22 protein-coding genes are annotated in these 25,345 nt (G+C 46.5%); 9 read left to right on the forward strand and 13 right to left on the reverse strand.

Annotated features, from left to right (window positions below; translation table 11 throughout):
• Window positions 1-78 precede the first annotated feature (78 nt).
• From MHB46_RS06165 to MHB46_RS06190, 6 genes are read left to right on the forward strand one after another with little or no spacing between them, the layout of a single operon-like run.
• Window positions 79-1,449: a YheC/YheD family endospore coat-associated protein gene (locus MHB46_RS06165; protein ID WP_341161856.1), complete on the forward strand. Its 1,371-nt coding sequence runs from the start codon at window positions 79-81 to the stop codon at window positions 1,447-1,449.
• A 43-nt stretch (window positions 1,450-1,492) separates the two neighbouring features.
• Window positions 1,493-2,647 (forward strand): YheC/YheD family endospore coat-associated protein, encoded by a 1,155-nt coding sequence (locus tag MHB46_RS06170; protein ID WP_341161857.1) that lies wholly within the window; start codon window positions 1,493-1,495, stop codon window positions 2,645-2,647.
• A gap of 12 nt (window positions 2,648-2,659) precedes the next feature.
• Window positions 2,660-4,030, forward strand: a complete 1,371-nt coding sequence (locus tag MHB46_RS06175) for a YheC/YheD family endospore coat-associated protein (protein WP_250244345.1) — start codon at window positions 2,660-2,662, stop codon at window positions 4,028-4,030.
• The gene (locus tag MHB46_RS06180; protein WP_165175997.1) at window positions 4,027-5,136 is read left to right on the forward strand and encodes a YheC/YheD family endospore coat-associated protein; all 1,110 of its coding nucleotides are present in this window, start codon (window positions 4,027-4,029) and stop codon (window positions 5,134-5,136) included. Before MHB46_RS06175 ends, MHB46_RS06180 begins: the two co-directional genes overlap by 4 nt.
• A 16-nt stretch (window positions 5,137-5,152) precedes the next feature.
• The gene (locus tag MHB46_RS06185; RefSeq protein WP_061831701.1) at window positions 5,153-5,668 is read left to right on the forward strand and encodes a GNAT family N-acetyltransferase; all 516 of its coding nucleotides are present in this window, start codon (window positions 5,153-5,155) and stop codon (window positions 5,666-5,668) included.
• On the forward strand, window positions 5,650-6,840 hold the full coding sequence (locus tag MHB46_RS06190) for a YheC/YheD family endospore coat-associated protein (protein ID WP_341161858.1): 1,191 nt from the start codon (window positions 5,650-5,652) through the stop codon (window positions 6,838-6,840). Before MHB46_RS06185 ends, MHB46_RS06190 begins: the two co-directional genes overlap by 19 nt.
• A gap of 102 nt (window positions 6,841-6,942) precedes the next feature.
• Here the strand turns inward: MHB46_RS06190 and MHB46_RS06195 are convergent, their stop codons facing one another.
• From MHB46_RS06195 to MHB46_RS06205, 3 genes are all read right to left on the reverse strand, one after another.
• Entirely contained in the window at window positions 6,943-7,644 is a 702-nt protein-coding gene (locus MHB46_RS06195; protein ID WP_081112510.1) for an HAD hydrolase-like protein, read from the reverse strand.
• Window positions 7,645-7,728: 84 nt separating this feature from the next.
• The gene (locus MHB46_RS06200) at window positions 7,729-8,391 is read right to left on the reverse strand and encodes a class I SAM-dependent methyltransferase (protein WP_341161859.1); all 663 of its coding nucleotides are present in this window, start codon (window positions 8,389-8,391) and stop codon (window positions 7,729-7,731) included.
• Between the two features lie 25 nt (window positions 8,392-8,416).
• Window positions 8,417-11,161 carry a bifunctional glycosyltransferase/class I SAM-dependent methyltransferase gene (locus tag MHB46_RS06205; RefSeq protein WP_341161860.1) on the reverse strand — a complete coding sequence of 915 codons (2,745 nt, stop codon included), beginning with the start codon at window positions 11,159-11,161 and terminating at the stop codon, window positions 8,417-8,419.
• A 425-nt stretch (window positions 11,162-11,586) separates the two neighbouring features.
• Here MHB46_RS06205 and MHB46_RS06210 point away from each other — a divergent pair, with 425 nt between their 5' ends.
• A complete protein-coding gene (locus tag MHB46_RS06210; RefSeq protein WP_235307956.1) occupies window positions 11,587-12,660 on the forward strand; it encodes a glycosyltransferase in 1,074 nt (357 codons plus the stop codon).
• A 271-nt stretch (window positions 12,661-12,931) separates the two neighbouring features.
• Here MHB46_RS06210 and MHB46_RS06215 read toward each other — a convergent pair whose 3' ends face one another.
• The 7 genes from MHB46_RS06215 to MHB46_RS06245 form a co-directional block, all read right to left on the reverse strand.
• Window positions 12,932-13,501 carry a manganese catalase family protein gene (locus tag MHB46_RS06215; protein WP_013309567.1) on the reverse strand — a complete coding sequence of 190 codons (570 nt, stop codon included), beginning with the start codon at window positions 13,499-13,501 and terminating at the stop codon, window positions 12,932-12,934.
• A 33-nt stretch (window positions 13,502-13,534) separates the two neighbouring features.
• A complete protein-coding gene (locus MHB46_RS06220) occupies window positions 13,535-13,984 on the reverse strand; it encodes a spore coat protein CotJB (protein ID WP_269465968.1) in 450 nt (149 codons plus the stop codon).
• Between the two features lies 1 nt (window position 13,985).
• Window positions 13,986-14,210, reverse strand: a complete 225-nt coding sequence (locus tag MHB46_RS06225) for a spore coat associated protein CotJA (protein WP_165176009.1) — start codon at window positions 14,208-14,210, stop codon at window positions 13,986-13,988.
• Between the two features lie 229 nt (window positions 14,211-14,439).
• Entirely contained in the window at window positions 14,440-15,789 is a 1,350-nt protein-coding gene (locus MHB46_RS06230) for a hemolysin family protein (protein ID WP_023987891.1), read from the reverse strand.
• Window positions 15,790-15,805: 16 nt separating this feature from the next.
• The gene (gene yfkAB, locus MHB46_RS06235; protein WP_023987890.1) at window positions 15,806-16,936 is read right to left on the reverse strand and encodes a radical SAM/CxCxxxxC motif protein YfkAB; all 1,131 of its coding nucleotides are present in this window, start codon (window positions 16,934-16,936) and stop codon (window positions 15,806-15,808) included.
• 97 nt (window positions 16,937-17,033) lie between these two features.
• On the reverse strand, window positions 17,034-18,194 hold the full coding sequence (locus MHB46_RS06240) for an HD-GYP domain-containing protein (RefSeq protein ID WP_165176013.1): 1,161 nt from the start codon (window positions 18,192-18,194) through the stop codon (window positions 17,034-17,036).
• Window positions 18,148-19,602, reverse strand: a complete 1,455-nt coding sequence (locus MHB46_RS06245) for a bifunctional metallophosphatase/5'-nucleotidase (RefSeq protein ID WP_341161861.1) — start codon at window positions 19,600-19,602, stop codon at window positions 18,148-18,150. The genes MHB46_RS06240 and MHB46_RS06245 overlap by 47 nt, the downstream gene beginning before the upstream one ends.
• A 319-nt stretch (window positions 19,603-19,921) precedes the next feature.
• On the opposite strand from MHB46_RS06245, the gene MHB46_RS06250 reads away from it, so the two are divergent.
• Window positions 19,922-20,986, forward strand: coding sequence for an HD-GYP domain-containing protein (locus MHB46_RS06250; RefSeq protein WP_254325998.1), 1,065 nt, complete (start codon window positions 19,922-19,924; stop codon window positions 20,984-20,986).
• Window positions 20,987-21,157: 171 nt separating this feature from the next.
• On the opposite strand, the gene MHB46_RS06255 is transcribed toward MHB46_RS06250, so the two are convergent.
• Entirely contained in the window at window positions 21,158-21,976 is an 819-nt protein-coding gene (locus tag MHB46_RS06255; protein WP_341161862.1) for a manganese catalase family protein, read from the reverse strand.
• Between the two features lie 164 nt (window positions 21,977-22,140).
• Between MHB46_RS06255 and MHB46_RS06260 the strand changes: the two genes are divergently transcribed.
• Window positions 22,141-22,980 (forward strand): manganese catalase family protein, encoded by an 840-nt coding sequence (locus tag MHB46_RS06260; RefSeq protein ID WP_341161863.1) that lies wholly within the window; start codon window positions 22,141-22,143, stop codon window positions 22,978-22,980.
• A 325-nt stretch (window positions 22,981-23,305) separates the two neighbouring features.
• On the opposite strand, the gene MHB46_RS06265 is transcribed toward MHB46_RS06260, so the two are convergent.
• Window positions 23,306-23,668: a YmaF family protein gene (locus MHB46_RS06265; protein WP_134903410.1), complete on the reverse strand. Its 363-nt coding sequence runs from the start codon at window positions 23,666-23,668 to the stop codon at window positions 23,306-23,308.
• A 277-nt stretch (window positions 23,669-23,945) separates the two neighbouring features.
• On the reverse strand, window positions 23,946-25,343 hold the full coding sequence (gene sufB, locus MHB46_RS06270; protein ID WP_013309556.1) for a Fe-S cluster assembly protein SufB: 1,398 nt from the start codon (window positions 25,341-25,343) through the stop codon (window positions 23,946-23,948).
• Window positions 25,344-25,345: the final 2 nt, after the last annotated feature.

A 25,345-nucleotide genomic window follows, 5' to 3' on the forward strand; every position in this document is an offset into this window, starting at 1 on the left:
GAATCAGTGCTATTACAGCCCATTCACGTTTCCCGTTACTTTCAAGACATCAAGTTGCTGCCCGGAAGGAGATCCACGATGTCCATCAAAAAAACAACGATTCAAATCATCGGATCGGGCATCTTGCAGGATGACGTACTCATGGTCGGCGAGTCCCTGCTTCGCAAATGGAAAATATCCGCTGGCCACCCCGTTCAGCTCGCCTTCGGTTCGTTCCGCCAAGAGGTTACCGTCATATCGGTGCCCCGCTACAGCGGCCTACGTGTGGGAAGCGTGCTAGCCCGAAAAATGGGGCTTCATGCCAATTGTAATCTGCGAGTAACCTACAGCCGAGGTCGCCGGACACTTCGAGTGGGCCCACTTATTAGCGTGCTGGTCAGTCGGGACTATCCCGAACAGCCCGACAAGCCTTTCGGGTCGATCACCCTGTTCTGCCGTGAACTAGTCGGGGAATGCCGCAGACAAGGAGCATATGTGTATTTTTTCACCCCGGAGCATATCGGAAGTCAGCCCGGGCGAGTTCAGGGATGGGTGTATGACGGAGGCTGGAAAAAGACGGTCATGCCTGCCGGCGATGTCGTCAATAATCGTCTTACCTCCCGTAAACTCGAGAACAGAACTAGCGTACAGCATTTCATGAAAGAAGTAAAATCGCAGTACGGCACGACCATTTTTAACGAAAAGTTTCTGGATAAGAATGAAGTATTTGATGCGCTTAAATCAAATTCTTCCCTGCGCAAGTATTTACCCGAGTCCCACTTGCTGCAAACCTTTGCTGTTTTCAAAAAAATGTGCAACCAGTATCCCGCTGTTTTTCTCAAGCCAGTGCGCGGAAGCCTAGGTAAAGGCATAATGCGCATTAACAAACAAACGGATGGTACCTTTTCGGTGCTATCCACAACAGCGGGCACGCCCCGCAAGCAAATGTATGCCAACGTCGATAAGCTGTACAAAAGCTTAGCGGGAAAAATGAAAACAACACGCTTTCAACTCCAACAGGGACTTACCTTGATTGATCACGGTAAGCGTCCGGTCGACTTTCGTGCGCTTGTACAGAAAAATTCGTCCGGAACCTGGACCGTAACATCCATTGTCGCCCGGATCGCCGGAGGCAGCCACTTTGTGTCCAATCTGGCAAGAGGCGGCACGCTGAGTACAGTCAAGGAAGCACTTGCCAAAACCACGCTGCCCGCAACCGTTAAATCGAATGGGCATACCTCTCTCAAAACAGCAGCACTGGATATCGCAAGCGGAGTGGAAAAAGCGATTCCCGCCCATTTCGCAGAATTCGGTATAGATCTGGCAATAGACAGCACGGGGCGCATCTGGTTGCTGGAGGTCAATTCGAAGCCATCGAAGAATGACAACACGCCGTTAAATGATCAGAAAACTCGCCCGTCCGTAAAAAAAATGATTGAATACTGCCGTTATTCAGCCGGCTTCAAATGAATTCATCTCTTCCAGAGTCTGGCTGCCAAAGGAGCTGTTGTCAGTGTCTCTTGTTGTGCCAGGCACGCTGGGCGTGCTTGTTAGCCGGAATCAGGCCGCTACTCCCCCTATTACCGAAGCCGATTTTTGCCGCAGGCTAAGTTTGTTGGGCAGGCGCTCTAGTCTTAGCGTAATGGCGTTTACCGCCGAAGGAGTATCACCTGAAGATCACTCCATACGAGGTTATGTTTACCTTAACGGAGTATGGACATCCGGCCGCTTTCCGTTGCCGGACATTGTGTATAACCGCTGTCTCCATGTTCACGAGAGCCAGAATGTCAGGCGCACACTGGAAGATATGGCGGAGCAAAAATCGCGCAAGCTCATCTATTGGTCGCGTAACTTACCTGGCAAATGGCAGGTGTATCGCGCTTTGCATGCGGTAGATAAAGTGCGTCCCATTGTGCCGCCTACGGCGCCATACCGGGACACGATCCAGCTTGTGGAATGGCTACGACGCCATTCGGAGCTGTTTATGAAGCCACAGACCGGAACACATGGCAAGAGCACACTGTATCTCCGGCTGGCAGAAGGAGGCCAAGGACTACTTGTACAGGGTAGAGACTCCAGTAACCGCCCGTTCCGGCGCTTGTTTTCCGAATTGGATGCAGGATTGTCATGGATCCACGGAATTGCACACAAACGCGCTTATATCGTGCAGCCTTATTTGAAATTAACAAGCCAAAGCAATCATCCCTTTGATGTTCGCGCACTCATGCAAAAGGATGGCAACGGCTATTGGCGCCTGACGGGCTTTGCCGTAAGAGAAGGCAGACAAGGAACTCTGACTTCTAATCTTCACGGTGGGGGCGAAGCCCATCCAGCTGAGCCTTACCTTCGTGAACAATTTGGCGCGGACACCACGCGTCTCATCATCGGGCAGATGATGGCGCTGTCCTTGACCATTACCAGGGCGCTGGAGGAACGTTATGGCCGCCTTGGCGAGTTGGGAATTGATTACGGTATTGACCGGAGCGGGAACATCTGGCTATTGGAGGTTAATTCCCGACCTGGCCGGGCCTCCTTTTTTCAGATCCGTCAGCCAGAGTGCGCTTTCCAGTCGGTCAACCGCCCGCTCGAATATGCTCGATATTTAATGACCCATTCCAAAGCGACAGGGCCAAAGGGCGCGGGCGCCTCCCTTGAACATACGGTATAGGAGGATAAACAGATGAGTTTAACGCATTGCAATGTGCATTTCTCACAGCAGCCCGACAAGGTGGCGTATATATCCACTTCCTTGTTGAAAAGCCTTAAATTATCCGGAGCCAAGTCCGTTCGTCTGCGGCTCGGTAAGGATCAGATTCCCGCTACAGTAAAACCAATTCAGAAGGCGGGACGCCATCTATACTTGACCTCGGGCTTACGTAATGCAATCCGTGTTCCCAAAAGCGGGTCCATCTATTTGCGAAATCTGGATGGGGATATACAGCTAGGACCGTTGATTGGCGTGCTGTCTGACGGTACCAACTCCACCACCCGCCCTTTCGGATCACGCACAGGCTTTATTAAGCAACTGCTGAAGGAAGGCAGCAAAAAATCTTATATTTTCGCCTTCACCCCTCGGGATATTAACTGGCAAAATGATACGATTAACGGCTATTTTCTGTCTTCCAGCGGGGAATTCACACGTAAACTTGTACCTCTGCCGGACGTAATTTATAATCGTTTGCCGAGCCGACGCTCTGATTTTTCCCCAGCGATCAATCAACTACGCGAACGCTTTTCCCGCAGACGAATTCCCTTTTTTAACTGGAGCTTTTTCAATAAGTCCGATATTTATAATCTGCTGGAGAATAACCCAGATGTTAACCGCTATGTCCCTGAATCATATATGAATCCCAGCTCTGAACGTATCCGAGGTATGTTGGAGCGACATCAATTTGCTTATTACAAGCCAAGTGGAGGCAGCCTCGGTAAAGGAATCTACCGTCTGTCCCATGTTCCCAAGCAAGGCTATTTTGTGAGGTACCGTAAGAAAAATAGCAATGTATTGCTAAAATTCACCTCTTTTAACTCCATGCTCAGGATGCTTCACTCCAATCAGGGACAGATGTTAAAGGGTTACGTCATTCAACAGGGTATCCAGCTGATCGAGATTGACAATTGCCCGATTGATTTCCGGTTTCACATGCATAAAAATGGAAATAACCAGTGGGTCGTCGTCGGCATTGGAGCCAAAAAAGCCGGACGTGGCAGTGTCACGACCCACATCAAAAACGGCGGCTCCCTTATGACACCTGAACAGGCGTTGAACCGGGTATTCGGAGACCGGGCGGGTGAAGTGCTTCAACGTGCCAAAAACGTAGCAGTTACGCTCGCAGAAGCCATTGAACACCATCACCAGCATCTACTGGGTGAAATCGGCTTTGATCTGGGTATTGATCAGGATGAAAAGGTATGGATGTTTGAAGCCAACTCCAAGCCAGGCCGATCCATTTTTCAGCATCCATCGTTGCGTGCGGAGGGTAAAGCATCCGTGGAGCATATTTTGGACCACTGTCTTTACCTCAGTAAATTCCGCAGAAAAGAGGAACTATGAATACCCGGGCGGAGCATAAGCCAGTCGTTGCTGTATTGACAGTGCACGACGAAGAACAATTCTTCAAGGGCAATCAGCGCAATTTCAGGGATATTCTTGAAACGGGAACACGGATGGGCTATCAGGTGTACATTGTTACCGTCAGAGACCTGAAACTGGCAGACGAAACGGTTAAGGGCTACGTTTTCAACAAGAGCTTACAGACGTGGGAGGAACAGAATTTTCCACCTCCACAGGTCATTTATAATCGCATCCCCAATCGTAATTATGAACTTAAAACCTCTGTTCGCACAAAGTTGGATGAAATTTCACATGCTTCAGGCATTGAACTGTACAATCCAGGCTTTTTTAACAAATGGGAACTGTTCAAGTGGTTGCGTACCTCGGAAACCACTCGTCAGCTTGTTCCGGCAACCAAACGGTTAAGCAACCTGTCTTCCTTAGGAAAAATGCTGTCTGCGTATCCATACCTGTATCTCAAACCGGAAAACGGTAAGGCCGGAAAAGGGATTATGATTCTTAAATTCCGCCCAGAACATCTAATGGCTTACAGACTGACCATTCAGCATGACAAAAAAAGTGTAACCTACAGATCTGTATCGCTATCCCGGCTGTGGGGACGTATCCGCCGGGAAGCGGGCAACTCGCCTTATATCATTCAACAGGGTATCGATCTGGCAACCTATCAGAAAAAACCCTTCGACCTGCGTATCCTGGTACAAAAAAATATCCGTGGCTCCTGGAGTATAACCGGGGTCGGTGCCAGACTGGCGGGTAAAGGGAGCATCACCACACATGTCCCGCGTGGCGGGAGTGTAGAGGACCCGTTCAAGCTACTGTCCTCACTGTTTGGGCCTGAGGACAGCACGGATCTACTGAACAAAGTTAAAAGTACGGCCATACAGATTGCACGTCAAATTGAACGCGCATCCGGTCTTTCTCATGGCGAAATGTCCATGGATTTGGGCGTGGATACGCTCGGAACCCTCTGGTTTTTTGAGGCCAATGCCAAACCGATGAAATTTGACGAGCCGGAAATCCGCCAAAAGTCGCTTAGGCGCATATTCCAGTACAGCTCCTTTTTGGCCGGACGAATGAAATCATGATCAAGGAAGTGGAATCATGCCGCAAATTAGCGATGTTCAACATTTGCCTGCCCGGAGCTGGCTGCTGAGACGACGACAGTTACTGTTTCTGGCCCGCAGTTCAGGGGGCATGCGCATTACTCGTAATGCTCTGCGGCAGCTGGCTGTTTTGACGCCCGAGCAATTGAACACCCCTGGTTCCTCCCTCCTGTGCGCATATGTGCGCACGGAGAAGGGGCTGCGGATTGCAGGATTTTCCCTCGCTCTAAATTACGGGAAGGATGCTTGCATCGTAATTGTTCGTCCGCTTTACCGGGGCCGCAGACTGGGCGCTAGACTGCTGTCCGCCCAGCTCAAACAGCTGCGCCGTCTGACGTGCAGCGTAGCCGCCGACAATATGGCCAGTCTCAAAACCTGTTTCCGCGCTGGACTGGTTGCGCATGAAATGACGACTGGACCGACCGGGAAACCCACGCTGATATTTCACGGGGAGTTATCCCAAGATAAGCAGACGGCAGAGGAAGGTGGAATGCTGTGCCAAAACCTGTCCTAGGCATCATGACCTTGTATTTGAACAACAAGAAGCAATTGGAGGAACGCGACATATATGAGCGCATGATTGCAGAAGGGAAAAGACTGGGACTGGATATGTATGTATTCACTCCTGCAGATGTCCATAAGGATCGAAGGCTGCTCCTTGCCCAAATCTATGATCCACACAGCGGAAAATGGAGCCGAAAGTGGCGAGAGTTCCCAGATATGATTTTCGACCGTTGCCGGGTACAGCGCAGTGAACGATATCGTCAGTTGAAGCAGTTTCGATTGCAGTATACAGACCTTGTATATTTAAACCGACCGCTGAGTAACAAGTGGGTCATTCATCAGCAGCTTGCGAGAAGGTCTGCCTTTCGCCCCCATTTGCCTGCAACAGAGCTGTTCAATGGATTTCATAGTGTAAAACGGATGCTCAAACAGAATTCACTAGTGTACCTCAAGCCGATTAACGGTACGGGAGGACGCGGCATTTTACGTATTGAACCTGTTAACAAGCAAGGGGGCCTGTATCTGATTGAAGGCCGCAATCGCAAACGCCATATTATTCCCCAGCAGCGGGTACGTCTAGACCGTCTGGAGCCGCGTCTGAGCAGCTGGAACATGGATAACTACATTGTTCAGGAAGGCATTCCTGTGCAGTTGCCAAATGGCAGGGTCCATGATTACCGTATGCTGGTGCAGAAAAATAGCCAAGGAGTATGGGAGCTAACCGGATGCGCCGGGCGAATTGGGGCACATCGGAGTGTCACTTCCAACCTGCATGGTGGAGGCAAGGCGGTACCGATGAACCAATTGCTGACGCAATGGATTCGTGATGAGGGCCATAGAGAGAAAATCATCAAGCAGGGGGAAAAACTCGGACTGGACATCGCTGCGTATCTGGAAGAAAGCTACGGGGCATTGTGCGAGCTTGCGCTCGATTTGGCAATTAATAAGGACGGTCATATATACGTGCTGGAAGTCAACCCGAAACCAGCCCGCGAGGTATTTTCACGTATTGGAGAAAAAGATACCTATCGCCGTTCCATCGCCAAGCCCATGGAATATGCCTTGTGGGTCTACCACACACAAATTAATCCAAAGCCTCAGACGGACTACAAAGCAGAAGATAAAACAGAAGATAAAGCAGAGAGTAAGACTGAGAATAAGACAAAGGAAGGCTCCGCGTAAAGTGGCTGCCTTCCTTTCTTTTTCGTCTGTCCGACAGTGCTAGCATGTTTTATTTATATGGTACGTCAAGCCTATTTATAACCATTAACCTGTGTTTCACAGTTACTCGGCGTTTTTATAAAGTGTAAGCAGTTGCGTAAAGTCCGTAATAATCGCATCAGACCCCTTCAACTCATCGTTCACGCCAAATCCAGCATAAGCACAACCGATCACCGTCTGTCCGTTCTTTTTGCCTGCTTCCACATCTGAGGAGCGATCTCCAACCATCCATACATTCGAAATATCGTGCTTGCTCAACAGAATTTCCAGCAAATTCACTTTGGAAAGCGTGCTGTACTCCCCAGCGCTGTACAGTCCTTCAAAAATGGGAACCATTTCATACGCAGCAGCGATCCCCTTTACATAATCCTCCAGGCCGTTACTGGCTACGAACAATCGGACACCTTGCTCATGAAGGGACTGGAGTGTTTCTTTTACATGTGGATACAGGGCATGACTTCCGCTCTTCAATCCCTCCAGCTCCAGCTGAAGCAGCAGCTCGTCCGCTCTTCTGTGGGCCGCTTCGCTGGCTTCCGGCATCACTCTTCTCCAGATTTCATCCAGCAACATACCCAAACTATTCAAAATAAGCTCCTCGGGAGGAGTCTCTCCTTCATAAAGCCCTTCAGCGCGCAGCGTATCAAACAGCTTGTGGTACGCAGGAAGCAATAGCGTCTCCGTCTGAAAAAGTGTACCGTCCATATCAAATACCATAGCCTCAGGTTTCTTCAACACAGGTGCATTGTTCATGTAGTTATCAGTCATTCCTTTCCTATGTAGGTTTACAACTCTAACCCCTCTCATGATAAGCAATAAGAGAGGTCCGTGTAAACCTCATTGCGCATACCGCTAACTCTTATATTTTTTTAAAACAGTCCTAAAACAATGCAGACCGCCCCACATATCCGTGTGTAAAGCACTCCGTGGAAGCTTGAGATCCACACCATTCCAATACGAAAATCCCGCTTGCTCTATCCATTGCTCCATCGCTGATAAGTCCACTGTAGGATAATCAAACGTCAGCAGAAGCATTCCATCATCCCGTAAAGTCCGGTGAAATTCACGTAAGGCTGCCAAAGATTCATCAGGCGTTAAATGCTCCAGTACCGAGATACATACAATTTTGTCAAAACTGGCATCCTCATAGGGGAGAGCCGTCAGATTGGCATGTGCGGAGTGGAGACGAACTGGTAAAATCTCCTGAATGCGCTCGGCAGCCTCCTCTCCGATATCCCGCCGCACCTCGGCCAAAATGGCATCCACGGAAACGATCCGTATATCCAGATCGCAGGCATAGACCTGAGCGCAACGGCGGGCCAACTCAAATTTGAATGGATGAGGGATTCCACATGCTGCGTCCAGTACTGTATCTTGCCCAGACATAAATTGGAGACACCACTCATACTCATAGGGGCGACTCCACCAGCTTTGGGGGAGTCTGTAAATCATGTTGGAGGAGTTGGGGTCAGAATATACAAAAAAGCGAGACAGATACGGATCAGACATGTTCATGGATACTGCCTCCTTTTGGGGATGACTAAATTACTCTTGCGACACAGCACAGTTCATGACCCCGTTTCTCGCCTTGAAGTTTGGCCAACAATCCCATTTGCTCCGTAAGGGTAAGCTCACCGTACAAAGGATGGGCTTGCAGCAAGGCATCCAAACCAGAGGGAAGCTGGCGGGTGAACAAAGCCACCGGGCGCAAGCCGGACTTTGCCAGTAAGAGCGCAAGCGTATGCTCAGAATAATGATACAAATGATCTTCCTCCGTAAATAAAGGCGAGTAAACGCCATAAGCCTCATTGGTGAACGAATTTTTGTTGGGCACCGTAATATATATCGTCCCGTCAGGTTGAAGCTGTTCGCGTAAATCTGTCAAAAATGCAACAGGGTCCGCAATATGCTCCAGCACATGCCAGCATGCTACGGCCTCGTATTTGTGATCCAGTAATAAGTCAGTATCTTCTTCGGCTTCATCGCCCCAGTAACCCGGCAATAAATCCACGTCATATTTGTATTTGGCGTAAGCACGCGAGTCTATGGAAGGTTCAATGCCCACTGCATCCCAGCCGGCTTGAAGGGCAGCATGGATAAATTCTCCGGTACCTGATCCAATCTCAAGCAATTTTCCTTTACCGGTACTGAACATATCCAGCAGCATGAGTCCAAAAAGGGCATGATCTCCATAAGTTGACGCTGCTGCACTATCCCGCATAGCAACCCATTTGGCATTATAAATCTCTGCAATCATATCTTCTGGGCGTATATGATCCACATCATTACGAAAAACCAATCCGCAGGAACCGCATCCCATCAAGGTAAAGCGTTCATAGCTATGAAACACTGCCGTGTCAGATGAGCCACACAGTTTGCATTTACTATAAAGTAAGTCCTTGGTTTCACTTTTTATTTGCAGATCGGAATTATCAATAACCTGGACACTCGAAATCTCGGCAACATCCATGTCGTTTACCTGGTGGGCAGCTTCATATTCTGGTGCAGTTTCTTTTTCTACATTTATGTGGTCCTGATCCACCCAGAGCGTGAGTCGGGGGTTCGGGTCCAAAATAGATTCATATTGCTCTTTCCAGCCATAACGAGCGCTTGGATCAAGCAACTGGTACCGCTGAAATTTGACCATGCGAATAGCAGGTGTATACCATCCCCAATGCTGGATGCGGTAGTTGCTGATTTCACTGGGAAGGTCAAGCACATTTTCGGGAAATCTCCCACAGTGCAAGGACTGCTCCTTCCATTTATAAGAGAACCCTTCCTTATATCGAATCAAAAAAGGACGGTAATACCGATGAGCCTGCCAATAATCATCATCGCGGTAATGCGTGGAAGACCACATATCAAACAACCTGAAACAAATCGTATCGGCTTTCGTTCCCGCTAACAACGAATGTACCCCTTGAGCAAAACGGGATTCGAACATTTCGTCAGCGTCCATGTTTAATATCCATTCGGGAGAGGAAGCCAACGTCTCTCTCCACTGCTGCTTACGCAGCTCTAATTCATTCGTAAAAGAAGCTGTTTCATTGCGTATTAAACGTAGTGGGATTCCCTTTAGGATCTCACGGCACAACTCTCCGCTATCATCCTGGCTGCCATCATCAATAATGACTGCTTCATCAATATATTCCCGATGACTCCGCAGCACGTCAATGAGCTTGCGATCTGCCTCATTGTATACCGTCATAGTCAGCGTCAATTTGGGTTTGGAGACAGGCGGCGTATGAAGTTCACTTTGTCGTGGACCAGAGAATGTTTGTGGTACAGCAAAAGAATCTGCAGTGTACTTGGCAAAGACAGCTGACTCACGGAGATCATACGGTATAACAGGAGGTTCAGGGAACTTAGAGGGACTTGATGATGCAGAACGATTGAAGGCAGGAGAGTTAGTAGGAATATCGGAGTGATCCAGATATGCTAAATGTTCTGAATGGTCCGTATGAACAGCACTCGTTGTAAAATACTTTAGGGCGAATAGTAGCTGTTCTGCTTTCATTCTGTCCGCTTCCCGGTACAGATGCATCGCCGGATAGTGTGTATCCACAAAAAGTGGAAATCCATATGCAGCTGCCCGAATACAGAAATGTCGATCTTCTCCCCAATAGGAAACGTTTTTGATTTTACCAAAGTGAATCCCTGCTTCCAGTGCACGTCTACGGATTAGGGTGCAAGCGCCTAGACCACCCACCTCGTACAAACCAGGAACATGCAATTGGTGTATGAAATGCAACTCGCGTTGCGCTCTCTCCTCTGCCGACAACACTTCGCCTTCTTCACGATGGAACAAATTATATTCATCACTAACCCACACCTGAGGCAATAGAGGTCCCTCCGGCTGCCAGCGTGTCCAGAAAATCTCAGATACAATGTCCTTCTCCGCCTCCACCAGCTTACATAAGGTACGGGAATGGAGAATCAGGTCAGAATCGACCAAAAACAGCGCGTCATAATTATGTTGAAGTGCATAATCAATAAGACGATTTTTAAAGCCAGCCACTTTCCAGACGAGGGCAGGCGGCCAATAATGAGTGTGCTCATCACTTCGGTTCTCTACTTGCTGTGAGCCTGTCAACAAGGGTAAAACCCTGCCCGGCAGCCGATTGGAAAAATCGGCAAGCCATTGGCTTGAAGTCGGATTGTCATTATCATCGACAAATAAATAATCCGGCAGCACGTCAGGTGCCTCCAGTCGCTCCAAAGCTTGAAGAAACAAAGACAATATTTCCGGTTTCTGGTGCACCGGGCTACCAATTAGTATACGCATGATCCAACGCCTCCATCAGGTAGAAGCCTCATAAACCGTTCTCCTCCATGTCCTAAGACATACCATAATTGCGACCAAGCGATATGGGAGTGAGCGTAGTATGAATGGACTTACACCTGGAAATATCAATGAAAACGACATCAATACAAAAATACAATCTTACCATCCAGTTCTGCCTTTTTTTCTGTTACCGGTTTTCTAACTACATTTAGCCATCAAATTTATTTCCCGGTCGCACTTGATAATATCGAATTTTGCACAATCTCCTCCTCTTCATATCAGACTTTGATTTTCTAATTTATTAGAGCAAGATTGAATTTATGATCATCACACATCCTCTAAACGATCCATAGGAATTACTACATAATGAGCAAGCTATCCTAATAAAATGGAGATTATACCAAGTTTTTGGGGGGACAAAGAGCATGGTAACTGTCAGCTTATGTATGATTGTCAAAAATGAAGAAGAAGCCCTTCATACCTGTCTGAAATCAGTCCATGACCTAGTAGATGAAATCATTATCGTTGATACTGGTTCCACAGACAGTACCCAAGAGGTCGCTGCATCGTTCAATGCTCGGGTATACAATTTTGAATGGTGCGATGATTTCTCCGCAGCCCGCAATTATGCGTTTGATCAGGCAACACAGGAATATCAATTTTGGCTGGATGCTGATGACATCCTAGAGGAGCAAGATCGACTGGCATTTCTAGACTGGAAAAAACAAGCCACCGTCTCCTATGACAGCATTACGATGGATTATGTACTATCTGTAGATGAACAGGGGCAGCCGTTGCATAAGCTCAAAAGAAACCGAATGGTGCGGCGTGATCGTAGATTCAGATGGATCGGCTTTGTGCACGAATTCCTGAATGTGACTGGCAGCACCTTTCACAGCAATATGGCAGTGACTCATAAAAAGACACGTGCCTACACTGACCGTAATTTACATATTTATCTCCAGCACCGGGAGAAAGGCACTGCATTTTCTGAGCGAGATCACTACTACTTCGCTAATGAACTATATGATAACGGACGCATACTAGAAGCCATTCAGCAGTACGAACACTATCTGGGGCTCGATCAAGGATGGATTGAGGATCGGATTGCTGCTTGCTTTAAGCTGGCAGATTGCTACGCTCACCAGGGTCAAAAACAGGAACAGCGTATGGCACTGCTTCGCACACTCAACCTCGATGTACCACGCGCCCAGTTCTGCTGTGCCTTTGGCAATTTGTTCATTGAAGATGAGCAGTATACTCAAGCCATTTACTGGTTTCGTCAGGCGACGCTGATAGAGCCCCCACAAGATGTAATGGCCTTAACCAATTCGTCGTACTATACCTGGTTTCCACACTTGCAATTATGCCTGTGTTACGACCGAATCGGCGACATTGAAAAGGCAAAATCGCATCATCGCATAGCTCAGTTGCACCATCCTACTCATCCAAGCGTCTTATACAACGAGCAGTATTTTGCACAGCTAGAACAAAAATAAGTTTTCTATCGGTGGTTATGGAATTTTCTCCTTTGATGGGCTGCTTATTTAAATATTGAGGAAGGCTATCCTCTACTTTGTATTAAAGCACAGTTTCTAGTCCAGACGGCCAAAAAATCCATCGTTCCAAGTAATTAATATTAGGGGATAGGTGAATGTAAAAAAAATAAAAAAGGGCCACCTGCACTTGAGGCTTGCAGATGGCCTTTCCTATTTGTAATAATATATAGAACAAGCTAACAATTTAAACCGTTGATGGTATAAAACTTTCTTAGAACACTTTCTTCCGGTCTCTTTCCCCCTTCAAAATTTCCACAGACTCATGGAAACGGAGCGAATGGATTATTTCGCGTTCACGCAGAAACTTCAGACTATCCTGCAAATCCACATCATCTGTTAAATCAATCAGCCACTGATATGTAGCTCTCGCCTTTTCTTCTGCCGCAATATCCTCATACAAATCCGCAATTGGATCACCCTTGGCTTGAAAATAGGTCGCTGTAAAAGGAACTCCGCCTGCGCTCTGGTAATACAGCGCATGATCATGCGCCGCATAATATTCCCCCAGCCCGGCTGCCTTCATTTGCTCTACACTCGCATCCTTGGTCAGCTTGTAAATCATAGTCGCAATCATTTCAAGGTGCGCAAATTCCTCCGTGCCTATGTCGTTCAGTACGCCAATTACCTTATCGGGAATCGTATAGCGCTGATTCAGATAGCGCAATGCCGCTGCCAGTTCGCCATCCGCTCCACCATACTGCTCCATAAGCAGTTTGGCCATATGAGGATCACATTTGCTGACACGTACGGGATATTGCAGTTTTTTCTCATATACCCACATTCATGTTCCTCCTTTATAAAAGGTTATACCTACCTAGACCTGCCACGGCCAAGGGGATTGACTCCACTCCCAAGGATACTTGGAATAGGCACGGCCAAAATTTTGTAAAGGCCCATATAGCATCTGATACTCGTTAGCAATCGCCGTTCTTTCCTGCGTCAGCTTATTGAACTGTTCGATAGCCTGTAAATCATCTGGGTGCGTATCCAGATACAAATTCAGCTCCACCAACACAAAATCCACCGCTTGGAGCTTCTCCAGCAACGCATAAAACTGGGCATCAACTGGCTTGGTTTGGGGCGTGCAGCCTTGGGCCGGGTTTCCGGCTTGACTATAGCCCTGAGTTTGGTTCTGATACTGGTTCTGATATGGATACGGATTTGAATAAGGGCTTTGATATGGATTCGGCTGTTGCTGTCCGCTCTCATGCTGATTTTGCTGCTGGAACTGGAATGGGGACTGACCCTGATTTGGATTCTCCATTCTATTCGCCTCCCCCCTGGTTTCTCCTAGGCTCATAAGGGCTGTAAAGCAAAGGCCATAGCGTTCCCTTCGTCAGCGCCTCATCTGGACTGAATTGTGGTAGACCAGGGGGCTGAAATTGTATAAACAAGTTTGGCGGAAGCACATAAGTCTTACACAGAACGGGCGGACACGGATCGAACGGGCCGACAAACGGGACATACTCACCTTGCTGTGGAAATTTCACGGGCCGGGACCTCCTTTGATTGATCCATCTGTTTTACTATTCAACATATGCCGCATCGCCCAAGTCTCGAACAAAAAATCACAGATAAAAATAATTGTTCAAGAAAATAACCATAGAACTATTTCTAATCAAAAAAGAGCCTTTAAAACCACGGTATGTGGATCTAAAAGCTCTTTCTTCAGCACTCTACATACCTGAACTGATCTTACCTATATCTGTGGATTAGGAATCAATCGGTAGAAAGCTCATCTTCAATCACAGGCTCAGGCTTGCGGTGAATCTTCACTCTCATTATGCGAAGCCTTGTTGCTTCCTCCACCTCAAAGGTAAGGTTATAAAACTCAATTTTCTTCCCTTTCACCGGAATGCCCTCCAATTCCTTGAACAGCCATCCCCCGATGGAATCCACCTCGTCGTCTTCAATGTTCACTCCAGTCAAATCATTGACATCCTCAATGAGCATACGACCGTCCACAGAGATGAAGTTCTCCTTCATTTCAACACTCGGGCGTTCATCCTCAAATTCATCATAGAGATCCCCGACGATTTCCTCCAAAATTTCCTCCGCTGTCAGCAGCCCGGCCGTTCCGCCGTACTCATCTACCACGAGAGTCATTTGGGAATGTTTTTTCTGCATAAGGCGTAGCACGTGACTCACTTCCATGGACTCCGGCACATTCAAAATAGGACGTACCACCGAAGCCAGATCCAGTTGCTCTCCCTGCTCAGCTAGCAGAAGATCCGTAATATGGACAAAACCGATAATCTGGTCTTTATCCTCAACCGCTACCGGGTAACGGGAATGCTTGGTCTCGCTGATGATCTTGAGATTTTCCTTAAACGACAAATTCGTATACAAACAATCCATATCTGTACGCGGCAGCATGATTTCTCGGGCAAGCAAGTCGGAAAAATCAAAAATATTATCCATCAGCTTAATTTCGTCCTTATCAATCACACCGCTTTTGGCGCTCTGATTCATCAATATACGAATCTCTTCTTCCGAATGAGCCGCCTCGGCTTCACTCGCCGGCTGAATGCCGAATGCACGCAACAGTAAGTTTGCCGCAGCATTCAATACCCAGATCACAGGCAGAAAGACCTTATAAAAAAGCAGCAATGGCGCCGATAAAAACAACGCCACACCTTCGGTCTTCTGAATCGCTAAGGACTTTGGCGCCAGTTCCCCTAATACGATATGCAAAAAGGTAATTACACAAAATCCGACGATAACAGATACCGTTGTAATCAGTGTACCGTCAGTTACACCGAGTTTGTGCATGAGTGGCTCTATCAGGTAGCCGGATATTGCTGGCTCTCCAATCCAACCCAAGCCCAATGAAGCCAGCGTAATGCCCAATTGGGTGGCGGACAGATAAGCATCCAACTTTTGGTTCACCTTCAGCGCATAGCCTGCCAGGCGATGACCCTCGCTTTGGAGCTGCGTCAATCGGGATTGGCGCATTTTGACCAGCGAAAATTCTGCGGCCACAAATACACCATTTAGAAAGACAAGCAGCAGTACCAAGAGGAGATTCACAGCTAGCAATCCCCAATGAAACTCGGTATGACCATCCAATACGAACTCCCCATTTCTATAGTTGTAATGCTTTTCTTGATTTAAAGTCTATTCCTTTGTAATACATATCCGCCACGAGCAGATTTGGTCCACAACAGGCAGCGGCATCACAATGACAGTTTACAGTCTGATTCAGCGGATGCTCATTCAGCCATTCACCAAAAATATCGTCCAGACTATCTTCCTGAATATTTCCGAAAGCCGGTATGTCTGCAAAATCTGTCACATACACGCTACCCGTGAACATATTCACATTCACACGGTTTCTTCCGTCCGGATCATTACGCACCGTAATATTCGGTTCCTGACGCAAGCGTCGAAGCAGTTTGCGGTCTTCTTCCCGATCCGAACAAGCAAAGAACGGTAATGTGCCAAACAACATCCACATGTCCTGATTACGTACATCCAGCAGCTTATGGATAGAGTTCCGCATGTCGTCGAGTGAAAGCACAGGCAAAGCAGAGGCAAAATTCGACGCGTACATTGGATGAACCTCATGCCGTCGGCATCCCATTTCGTTGATTAATTGATGAATGCCCTCCAGCTTCGTGTGTGTCCGATAGTTAATCATGGATTCAGCTGAAATGAACATCCCCATTTCACTCAATCTGCGGGCATTTTCCATCATTTTTTCATACAGGCGAACAGCACCCGCACGTGGAGTCGGTCGGCCGGTATTTGCAAAACCCACTTCATAAAAATCGTCCGCATTCAAATAGTTAAATGAAATATGCATCACATCCAGATAAGGAAGCATCTTCTCATATCTGCGAATATCTAACGTCAGATTGGAGTTGATTTGCGAGCGAATACCGCGCTCCTTGGCATATTTCAACAGTGGAACGATCACTTCATCCACTGTTTTATCGAGTAAGGCAGGTTCCCCGCCTGTAATACTGATCGTCTCCAGATGCTCGACTTCATCCAAACGCTTCAGCATTAGGTCTAGCGGAAGGAAAGGGGCCTCCTTCATAACCAGCATATCGCCAACAGCGCAATGCTCACAGCGCATATTACATAGATGCGTTACGGTCATCTCCACACTCGTAAGCAAATGACGACCATGTGTACGCAGTGAGACAATCGGGTCCCACGGATCATAGGTTGGCGATATTTGGGGTAGCGTGTTATTTTGTAGAACTGTCATTATGTTTTCACCTTATTTCTGTTATTAACCTCAAAAGACGTATAATTATCATATCATGATGTGTAAAGTGTCTGCATACTTTCTTCCACATCATCTGCTAATCTACGTGTACTCCTCCGAAAGGGGCGACAGTAGCACCCAATGTGTTTGTAATCATAACCGAGAGGGATACGGACAAATCCACATCATAAGGTGCCTTCACTTCCTGCCCATCCCGGTCCCTTACAATGCGAATGACGGGTCTTTGCGGGATTTTGGGATGTATACGCACTACGACCCCCTCTTCCCCCGTGTTGAGCATCACAGAGAGTCCCAGGGGGTAAATAGCTACACAGTCACGAAAGGCTTCCAGCATTCGCTGCTCATATAACGTTCCTGCCCCGGCGTACAGCACTTCCATCGCTTCATAGGGCAACAAAGCCTGTTTGTATATCCGACTTGCTGTCATTGCGTCGTACGAGTCGGCTAGACCGATCCATTTCGCATATTCGTGGATCTGGTCCTTTTTCCAACCGTGTGGGTATCCACTGCCGTCGATACGCTCATGGTGCTGTAATGCACAATGAGCCGACAATAAGGGAATGCCAGGTTCGTCTTTGAGCAGTTTGTAGCCGATCACCGTGTGTGTTTTCATATGCTCATATTCCTCATCCGTCAATTTACCCGGCTTATAGAGTACTTGAGGTGAAATTTTCATTTTACCAATATCGTGCAGTAGTGAACCTATCCCCAGCTCCATGAGCTGGTTATTATCGTAGCCATTGGAAATTCCAAGTACTAGTGAATACAAACATACGTTCAAAGAATGATGATACAAATCCTGATCCGCGGCCCCGATATCCATCAACATAATGACGGCGTCCTGACGGCCTCCAATATCGTCCAGAATGGATTCCATCACCTTATAAAATGACTTGCCAAAATATTTGTGCTTATGATCTACGGAGTAGGAAGACAACCCTTGAAACTGCTTTTTGATTTCCTGTAGCGCCGCGGCCCTTGTCTGTTCATGGATCATCTCAGGAATGACGATATCTTCTGTCACAGCATCCTCAATGTATACATATCCAATACCGACTTGGCCTAGACGTTCAATCAATCGCGAAGTAAGCTCAACACCTTCCGAGAGCAGCACCATTCCGTTTTCATTGTAAATTTTTTTGCCAAGCTTCATGCCGGCTCTCAATAATGTAACAGGTACCAGTCGCAGCTTAATCCTCTCCCGATTGTTTTGATACCTGAAGCCACCTAGCTGCAAAACATTCTTCCATCGCGCCCGGACGCTTCAACTCCATTTCAATCATATCCCGTAAAAATTCTGGAAGCATAAATCGGAGATCTGTTCCGTTCGCAAGCACCTCATAACCTGCTTTGAAAGTGAACATATCCAACGTGCCCACTGTGTATTCCTCATGCTCTTCCAAAGGTTGACCCGCTACACGAATGTCCGTCACTTTTTCATAAGGAGCACGGCCAGGGTCATACTGAATGGCCAAGCCTTCCACACACATCGTGCCAAGCACTTTGCCTCTGAAGCCAAAACCCGTCATGGGCTTGTCTGTAAATTCAGGCAGCAAGGACTGCTCCAGCGCCAACCGAATATCTCTTCCCCGCAACTTCATAACACAGGCATTAATCGGCGAAGGGCATAAGGAATGTAGTATTCCTTTGCTGATATCCCCTTGAGGTAATGGGCCGAGCAGTTGTCCCGCATTGACGAGGGCAATTTCTGTTCCTGTAAAATGGGACACCGCTTGTGCCAGCATATTCCCGAAAGGGGATTCCTGATCATATGCGATCTCCAGTTTCCGATCCGTCACCGCAACGGTGTTCTCCATGGCGCGCTCTGCTTGTCTGCGATGCATCACAATGGCCGATGCCACTTTTTCGTCCAGTAGTGTCTGATCCACAGGAACTACGCCGCCTGACGTGACTCGAAACGGTTCGAGGCTATCGTTACGACTTAGTGTCACTTCACCCAGCAGCGTTCCGAACTTACCCGCCCCACATAAAGCTGTTTTTCCGATCCAAAGCGGTTCTTCCAGCACATGATGGGTGTGACCTCCAAGGATAACGTCAATTTCAGGAAACTGCGACGCTAATTTTTTATCGGAAGGTAGACCCAGGTGCGACATCACAACCAAAACATCAACCTGCTCTCTCAGTACCGCGATCTGCTTCCCCAGCACATCAAACGGATTGAGCACATCCCAACCCAGCAATTGATAAAATTCTACAAAAGGAGCCGTCACACCAAGTAAACCGACCTTGATTCCTGCTTTGTCTACGATAAGGGATTCCTTCATCCATGAAGGGCTCATCCCCGTGGCACGCTCTGTCAGATTGCCGCATACGACCGGACAATGAATCCCCGCATATGCCTGTTCAATCATATCCGAGGTAAAAGTCAGTCCCTCATTGTTACCGATTGTAATTGCATCGTATCCTGTTAGATTAATCACATCCACATTTGCCCCACCGAGCGTTCCTTCCGTTTCGGGGGCCATCCGGTCCATGTGGTCTCCTATGTCGAGCACAAGCAGCGCATCCCGTGATGCGGCTCTTCGTTCATCGATCATCGCGGCTATCGAAGGCATACTGCCAAAATGACTATGGATATCATTGGTATGCAAAATGGTCAACGTTTGCCGAGTCGTCATCTCCATAACCGCCCTCCTCTATACTTTATATATATCGACTTTGGAGCTTCTAATGTTTAAGCATATCATGATATTTAGCAATATGGTACATGTGAGTGGACATAGTCCTTAAGCTTCGCTGTAGTCTCTGGGCAATCTCATATCATAAACATAGTGAAAAGTATTGACGTTATCTACTGTAGGTATCAGATAGGAAACGGGTTCCTGGGACCTATTTTACAGCTTGGAATAATAGTAAATTAGTCGTTGTCATCCCATTTAATTCTTGATATATTAAGTTTGTTTCGTATTTTCGACAAATTTACGACAATAAGGAGGTTAGCGCATGAGAGTACACGTTACCGATGCCAAGCCGGGAGATCGCCTCAAATCCGATACATACAATGGGCACGGTGTACCTGTCATGATTCAGGGCACCGAGCTACAGCATGACGATATTTCCAAACTCATTATGCACGGTGTCGATTATATCGACATTGATGCCGGTTCAGCGAGCATTCCGGTTGACTTTGCCCCCGATGTCCCAGCTTCCCCCGAGTCCCTCAAACGTGCCGTTCCTCTCATGGAGCAGACGATCAGTGGCTTTGAAAGCATGTTTCTCGAAGCCTCCTCAACTGGAAAATTTGATGAATATCGAGTGGATGAGCTGTTCGGCCCTCTCGTTTCAGAGCTGGCTCGTCAAAAAGATGTCGTATCTCTGCTATTAATTATGGAACGGGGAGATCACTATACCTATAATCATTCTCTCCAAGTAGGCGTACTGTCATATTACATTGCCACATGGCTTGGATATACGGAAGAAGAAGCATATGCCGCCGGTAAAGCTGGATATTTACATGATATAGGCAAGTCCATGATACCGGATGAAATTTTGAACAAACCGGATAAACTGACACCCGAAGAATTCCATGAGATGAAAAAACATTCGCTATATGGCTATGATATTATTCGCAATTCAACCAGCGATGAGATTTCTGCAATTGTCGCCTTGCAGCATCACGAGCGTGAAGATGGAAGTGGATATCCCCATGGACTGTTCAAGGAAGATATTCATCCTTTTGCCAGCATAACAGCTATTGCCGACGTGTATAGCGCGATGATTTCCAATCGTGTGTACCAGACGAAGCAGGAGTTGCTCACCGTATTACGTGAGCTGCACAGCATGAGTTTTGGACATCTAAACCCAGAAGCTACCCAAGTGTTCATCAGACACATGCTTCCTAATTTCATTAATAAGCAGGTTCTGCTGACTACAGGTCAGACAGGAACGATTATTCTCAACAATCCTGCTGATTACTTCAGACCCTTAGTGAGAATTAACGATGATGAATATGTAGATTTGTCTAGAGAACGCCATGTATCCATTGATGAAATTTATTTGGAATCCTGATCCGCTACTACTGCCTCCCGGCGTTACTTCGGTAGAACGAAATGTTTTGCCGAAGCACAGGCTACGCGAATAAAAAGAGACTGTCCTTGATTCGTAGGTTCTTTACGAAGGACAGCCTCTTTTTATGTTACGGACATTAACCTAGTTACTATCTTACTTATTTGTTTAAACCTAAGTGTTAAGATCATGCAGACCTGAGCTATGTTCATTAGGCAATTCAGGCATATACGGAAGAGGAAAACCTTCTGGAGGATCCATTACACTCAAATCCCCACCGTTTCTGCTTGGAGTTTGCCCATTGAATATTTCTCCAATACGGGTAGAATCCAATCGAAAATTAAACTGTGCATTGTGAAAGCCCAATTCAACATACTTCCGGCATTCTGGATACTTGTTAATATCGTAGTTTGGAACCGGGAACAATTTTCCCCAATCAACTCCAAGTGTCTCTAAAGCTTTAGCAAACGCATTTTGATGAGCATTATCCCGCACAATCAAAAAAGCCAACGTTTCCCGGAATGTTTTGTTCGAGCTCATTTCGTAAATTCGGGATTTTTGCAGAACCACTGTAGATGCGAGTACGAGATTATCAAGCAAATCACTAATTAGATTGCCGTGGGAATAAACATAACTACCTAGCCAAGGATTTCCACTTGCATCAACAGGTAAGGAACTTTGGGCTCCCATAATAAAATGATGAGGATTTGCGTGTTTTATCGCCTCATCTAAAGGAGCATGATCAATTCCAGCATCGCCGGCTTGGTCTGCGCCTGAGCCAGTCAGAAGTTGATTTATAGTATGTTGGACCAGTTCAACATGACTAAGCTCCTCTAGAAAAACTCCCCGTATCAAATCCCTATACTGCACAGCATTACCACGAAATTTATTACTTTGAAAGAAAAACTGCATCATGGTACGCATTTCTCCGAATCGACCACCTAATACTTCTTGAATCACTTTAGCAGCAGCAGGGTCGGGCTTATCAAACATATGCTTCCCTCTTTAATAATTTTTATACAAACCAAACAAACAGATAGTTAAATGTAAAGACTCCCATCAGATTGTTGTTATGCTGATCCTCGTTTTATTACATCTTGAAAAGGTTAAATACAGTTAGAATTCACTAAGCTGCTTTAACTATAGGAGGAGTAGTTATGTTTAGACATCAAAAAGAGTTGCAGTTTGAAGTGAAAGTTGAGCGTCCTGATGCTCTTTTTGCCCGGCAGGTACAAGAAGTTTTGGGGGGGCAATTTGGAGAAATGACCGTGATGATGCAATATTTGTTTCAAGGGTTTAACTGTCGCGGTGAGGAAAAATATAAAGATATGCTAATGGACATTGGAACTGAAGAAGTAGGGCATGTAGAGATGCTGTGTGCTTTAATTAGTCAACTACTTGATGGAGCTAAACCAGAAGATCAAGAACAAGCTGCAAAAGACCCTGTTACAGCTGCCATTATGGGGGGAATTAACCCGCAGCACTTGCTGGTCAGCGGTCTTGGCGGATTACCTAGTAATTCAAATGGAGTTCCATGGAACGGCTCTTATATCGTCGCAAGTGGCAACCTTTTAGCGGATATGCGGTCCAATTTGCACGCAGAGAGTCAGGGTCGATTGCAGGTAGCAAGGCTATATCATATGACACAAGATGAAAGCGTCAGAGCTACACTACGGAAAATGCTAGCACGTGACCGCTATCACCAGTATCAATGGATGGCGGCAATCCAAGAATTGGAAGAAAAAAACGGTGTTGTGGTCCCGGCTTCTTTTCCTCCTGAAGCAGAGCAAGAGTCTCAGCCTGAAGCTTATGAGTTTTGGAATTTGTCTGAAGGCGAAGAATCTAGTGAAGGTTTGTGGGCAACAGGAAGTGCGCCGGATGGAAGCGGGAGCTATGTATACATCTCTAAGCCTGTTGCTAAAGGACAAATCTATAGTGCCAAAATACCAGCAACCGAATTACATCATGACTTAGACCATAAAACTTCAGATAAATAAACAAGTAACAGACGAGCTGTCCCAATATTAAAGATTGCTAATTGGTGACACTGACCATAAAAATGAAACAAAAAATATATACTTAAAATTCGAATAAGGCGGCTTATCATAAGGCATAAAATCATAGCCGGTCATTAATCAAGAAGTACAGAATCAATGTAAGACTAAAAAGCCCTGCCGACCATTTATGGTTAGCAGAGCTTTTTGATTTATTTCGAGTAATTTACACATCACCGAAAAATCGAAGACGATGCTCTCATTCTTTATGAGCAGCTGTCTATAACAATCATTTGTGTTACCTCAGCTTCGGTCAAACCATCGTTCATTAAATAAGAGGTGCCTGAATTAATGTTGCAAAATTAAACTGGTGTACATGACCATCATTTAATGTAGTTTGGCCCGTAACAAAATGTACGTGTTTTCCATTTCCGACTGGAATAGCTGGTCCTGTTCTAATTTTTTTCAGATTATGAAAGTGGTTCACGAAATCAGTTTTTGTAAGATCGATTTCATGGACATGACTTCTTCCAACTCGAATCGCTTGCCCAGTAACACCTGCAAAGCGGTGGTTATGTCGGTCTGCGCCTTCTTCAGCCAGTTTGGTACTACCTTCAAATTCATGTACATGCCTCTGTGTCTGTTTAGAAGAGAGGGTTTTCTTCTCCACTCCAGTTTTATTCTTCTGCATCTGTTGGTATGCCTCCTTATGTTTATGTCACTCATAACATCCTATTAAGCAAACATACATAAGTGCTAGGCAACTATCCGCAGTCCTGAGCATAATTTTTTTATGTAGTAGAAAGAAGGCTTATGGACTTAGGCATCACAGAAAAAATAAAAGAAGACGAACTTAAAAAGTTCGCCTTCTATACTAGAGAAAATCCGAGTCAGCATAAATCGGCACGACTCCGATCTAACAGCTTTAATTACCTCAAGTACCTTGTCACGCCAAGGATTACTGCGTTTTAACCGATGGAACCTTCCATTTCAAACTTGATCAAACGATTCATCTCTACCGCATATTCCATCGGCAGTTCTTTGGTGAACGGCTCAATAAAGCCCATAACGATCATTTGCGTTGCCTCTGCTTCAGTCAAACCACGGCTCATCAGATAGAACAGCTGATCTTCCGATACCTTGGAAACTGTTGCTTCGTGCTCAAGCGTGATGTCGTCATTCATAATTTCATTATAAGGAATAGTATCTGAAGTTGATTGATTATCCAAAATCAACGTATCACACTTGATATTTGATTTTGCACCTTGAGCCTGACGACCGAATGAAGCTAATCCGCGATACGTTACTTTACCGCCGTGCTTACTGATCGACTTGGATACAATTGTGGAGGTGGTGTCTGGTGCCAAGTGAATCATTTTCGCACCTGCATCCTGATGCTGGCCTTTGCCTGCAACAGCGATGGACAAGACCATACCTTTCGCTCCACGGCCTTTCAATACAACGGCTGGATACTTCATCGTCAACTTGGAACCGATGTTACCATCGACCCATTCCATCGTTGCATTCTCTTCAGCAACCGCACGTTTGGTTACCAGGTTATAGATGTTTGGTGCCCAGTTCTGGATCGTTGTATAACGAACACGTGCGTTCTTCTTACAAATAATTTCCACCACCGCACTATGCAGCGAGTTCGTGCTGTAAATTGGAGCCGTACAGCCTTCTACATAATGAACAAAGCTGTCTTCGTCAGCAATAATGAGCGTACGCTCGAATTGACCCATGTTTTCCGAGTTGATACGGAAGTAAGCCTGCAATGGAACTTCACATTTCACACCTTTTGGTACATAGATGAAGCTTCCGCCTGACCATACCGCACTATTCAGTGCTGCAAACTTATTGTCCGCAGGAGGTACAACTGTTGCAAAATACTCTTTCAGAATCTCAGGATGCTCACGCAACGCCGTATCGGTATCCATGAAAATAACGCCCTGATCTTCCAGTTCCTTTTGCATACTGTGGTAGACAACCTCGGATTCATACTGTGCAGATACACCAGCCAAAAACTTTTGCTCCGCCTCCGGAATACCCAGTTTATCAAAGGTTTCTTTAATTTCCGTCGGAACTTCTTCCCATGTCTTCCCTTGTTTCTCGGAAGGTCTTACATAGTACTGGATATCGTTGAAATCCAGTTCATCCATATCTCCGCCCCAGTTTGGCATTGGCATTTTTTCAAACTGCTTCAGTGCCTTCAGACGGAACTCCAGCATCCACTCTGGCTCATCCTTAATTTTGGAGATTTCCTTTACGATTTCCGGAGTGAGACCCTTACCTGTTTGGAAAATGGACTTGTGCTCGTCACGAAAGCCGTATTTATACTCTTCCATTTCCGGTGCTTTCTTGGCCATGT

Origin of the sequence: Paenibacillus sp. FSL H7-0703, assembly GCF_038003485.1 — a bacterium.
In the GTDB taxonomy this organism is placed as follows: Bacteria; Bacillota; Bacilli; order Paenibacillales; family Paenibacillaceae; genus Paenibacillus; species Paenibacillus polymyxa_B.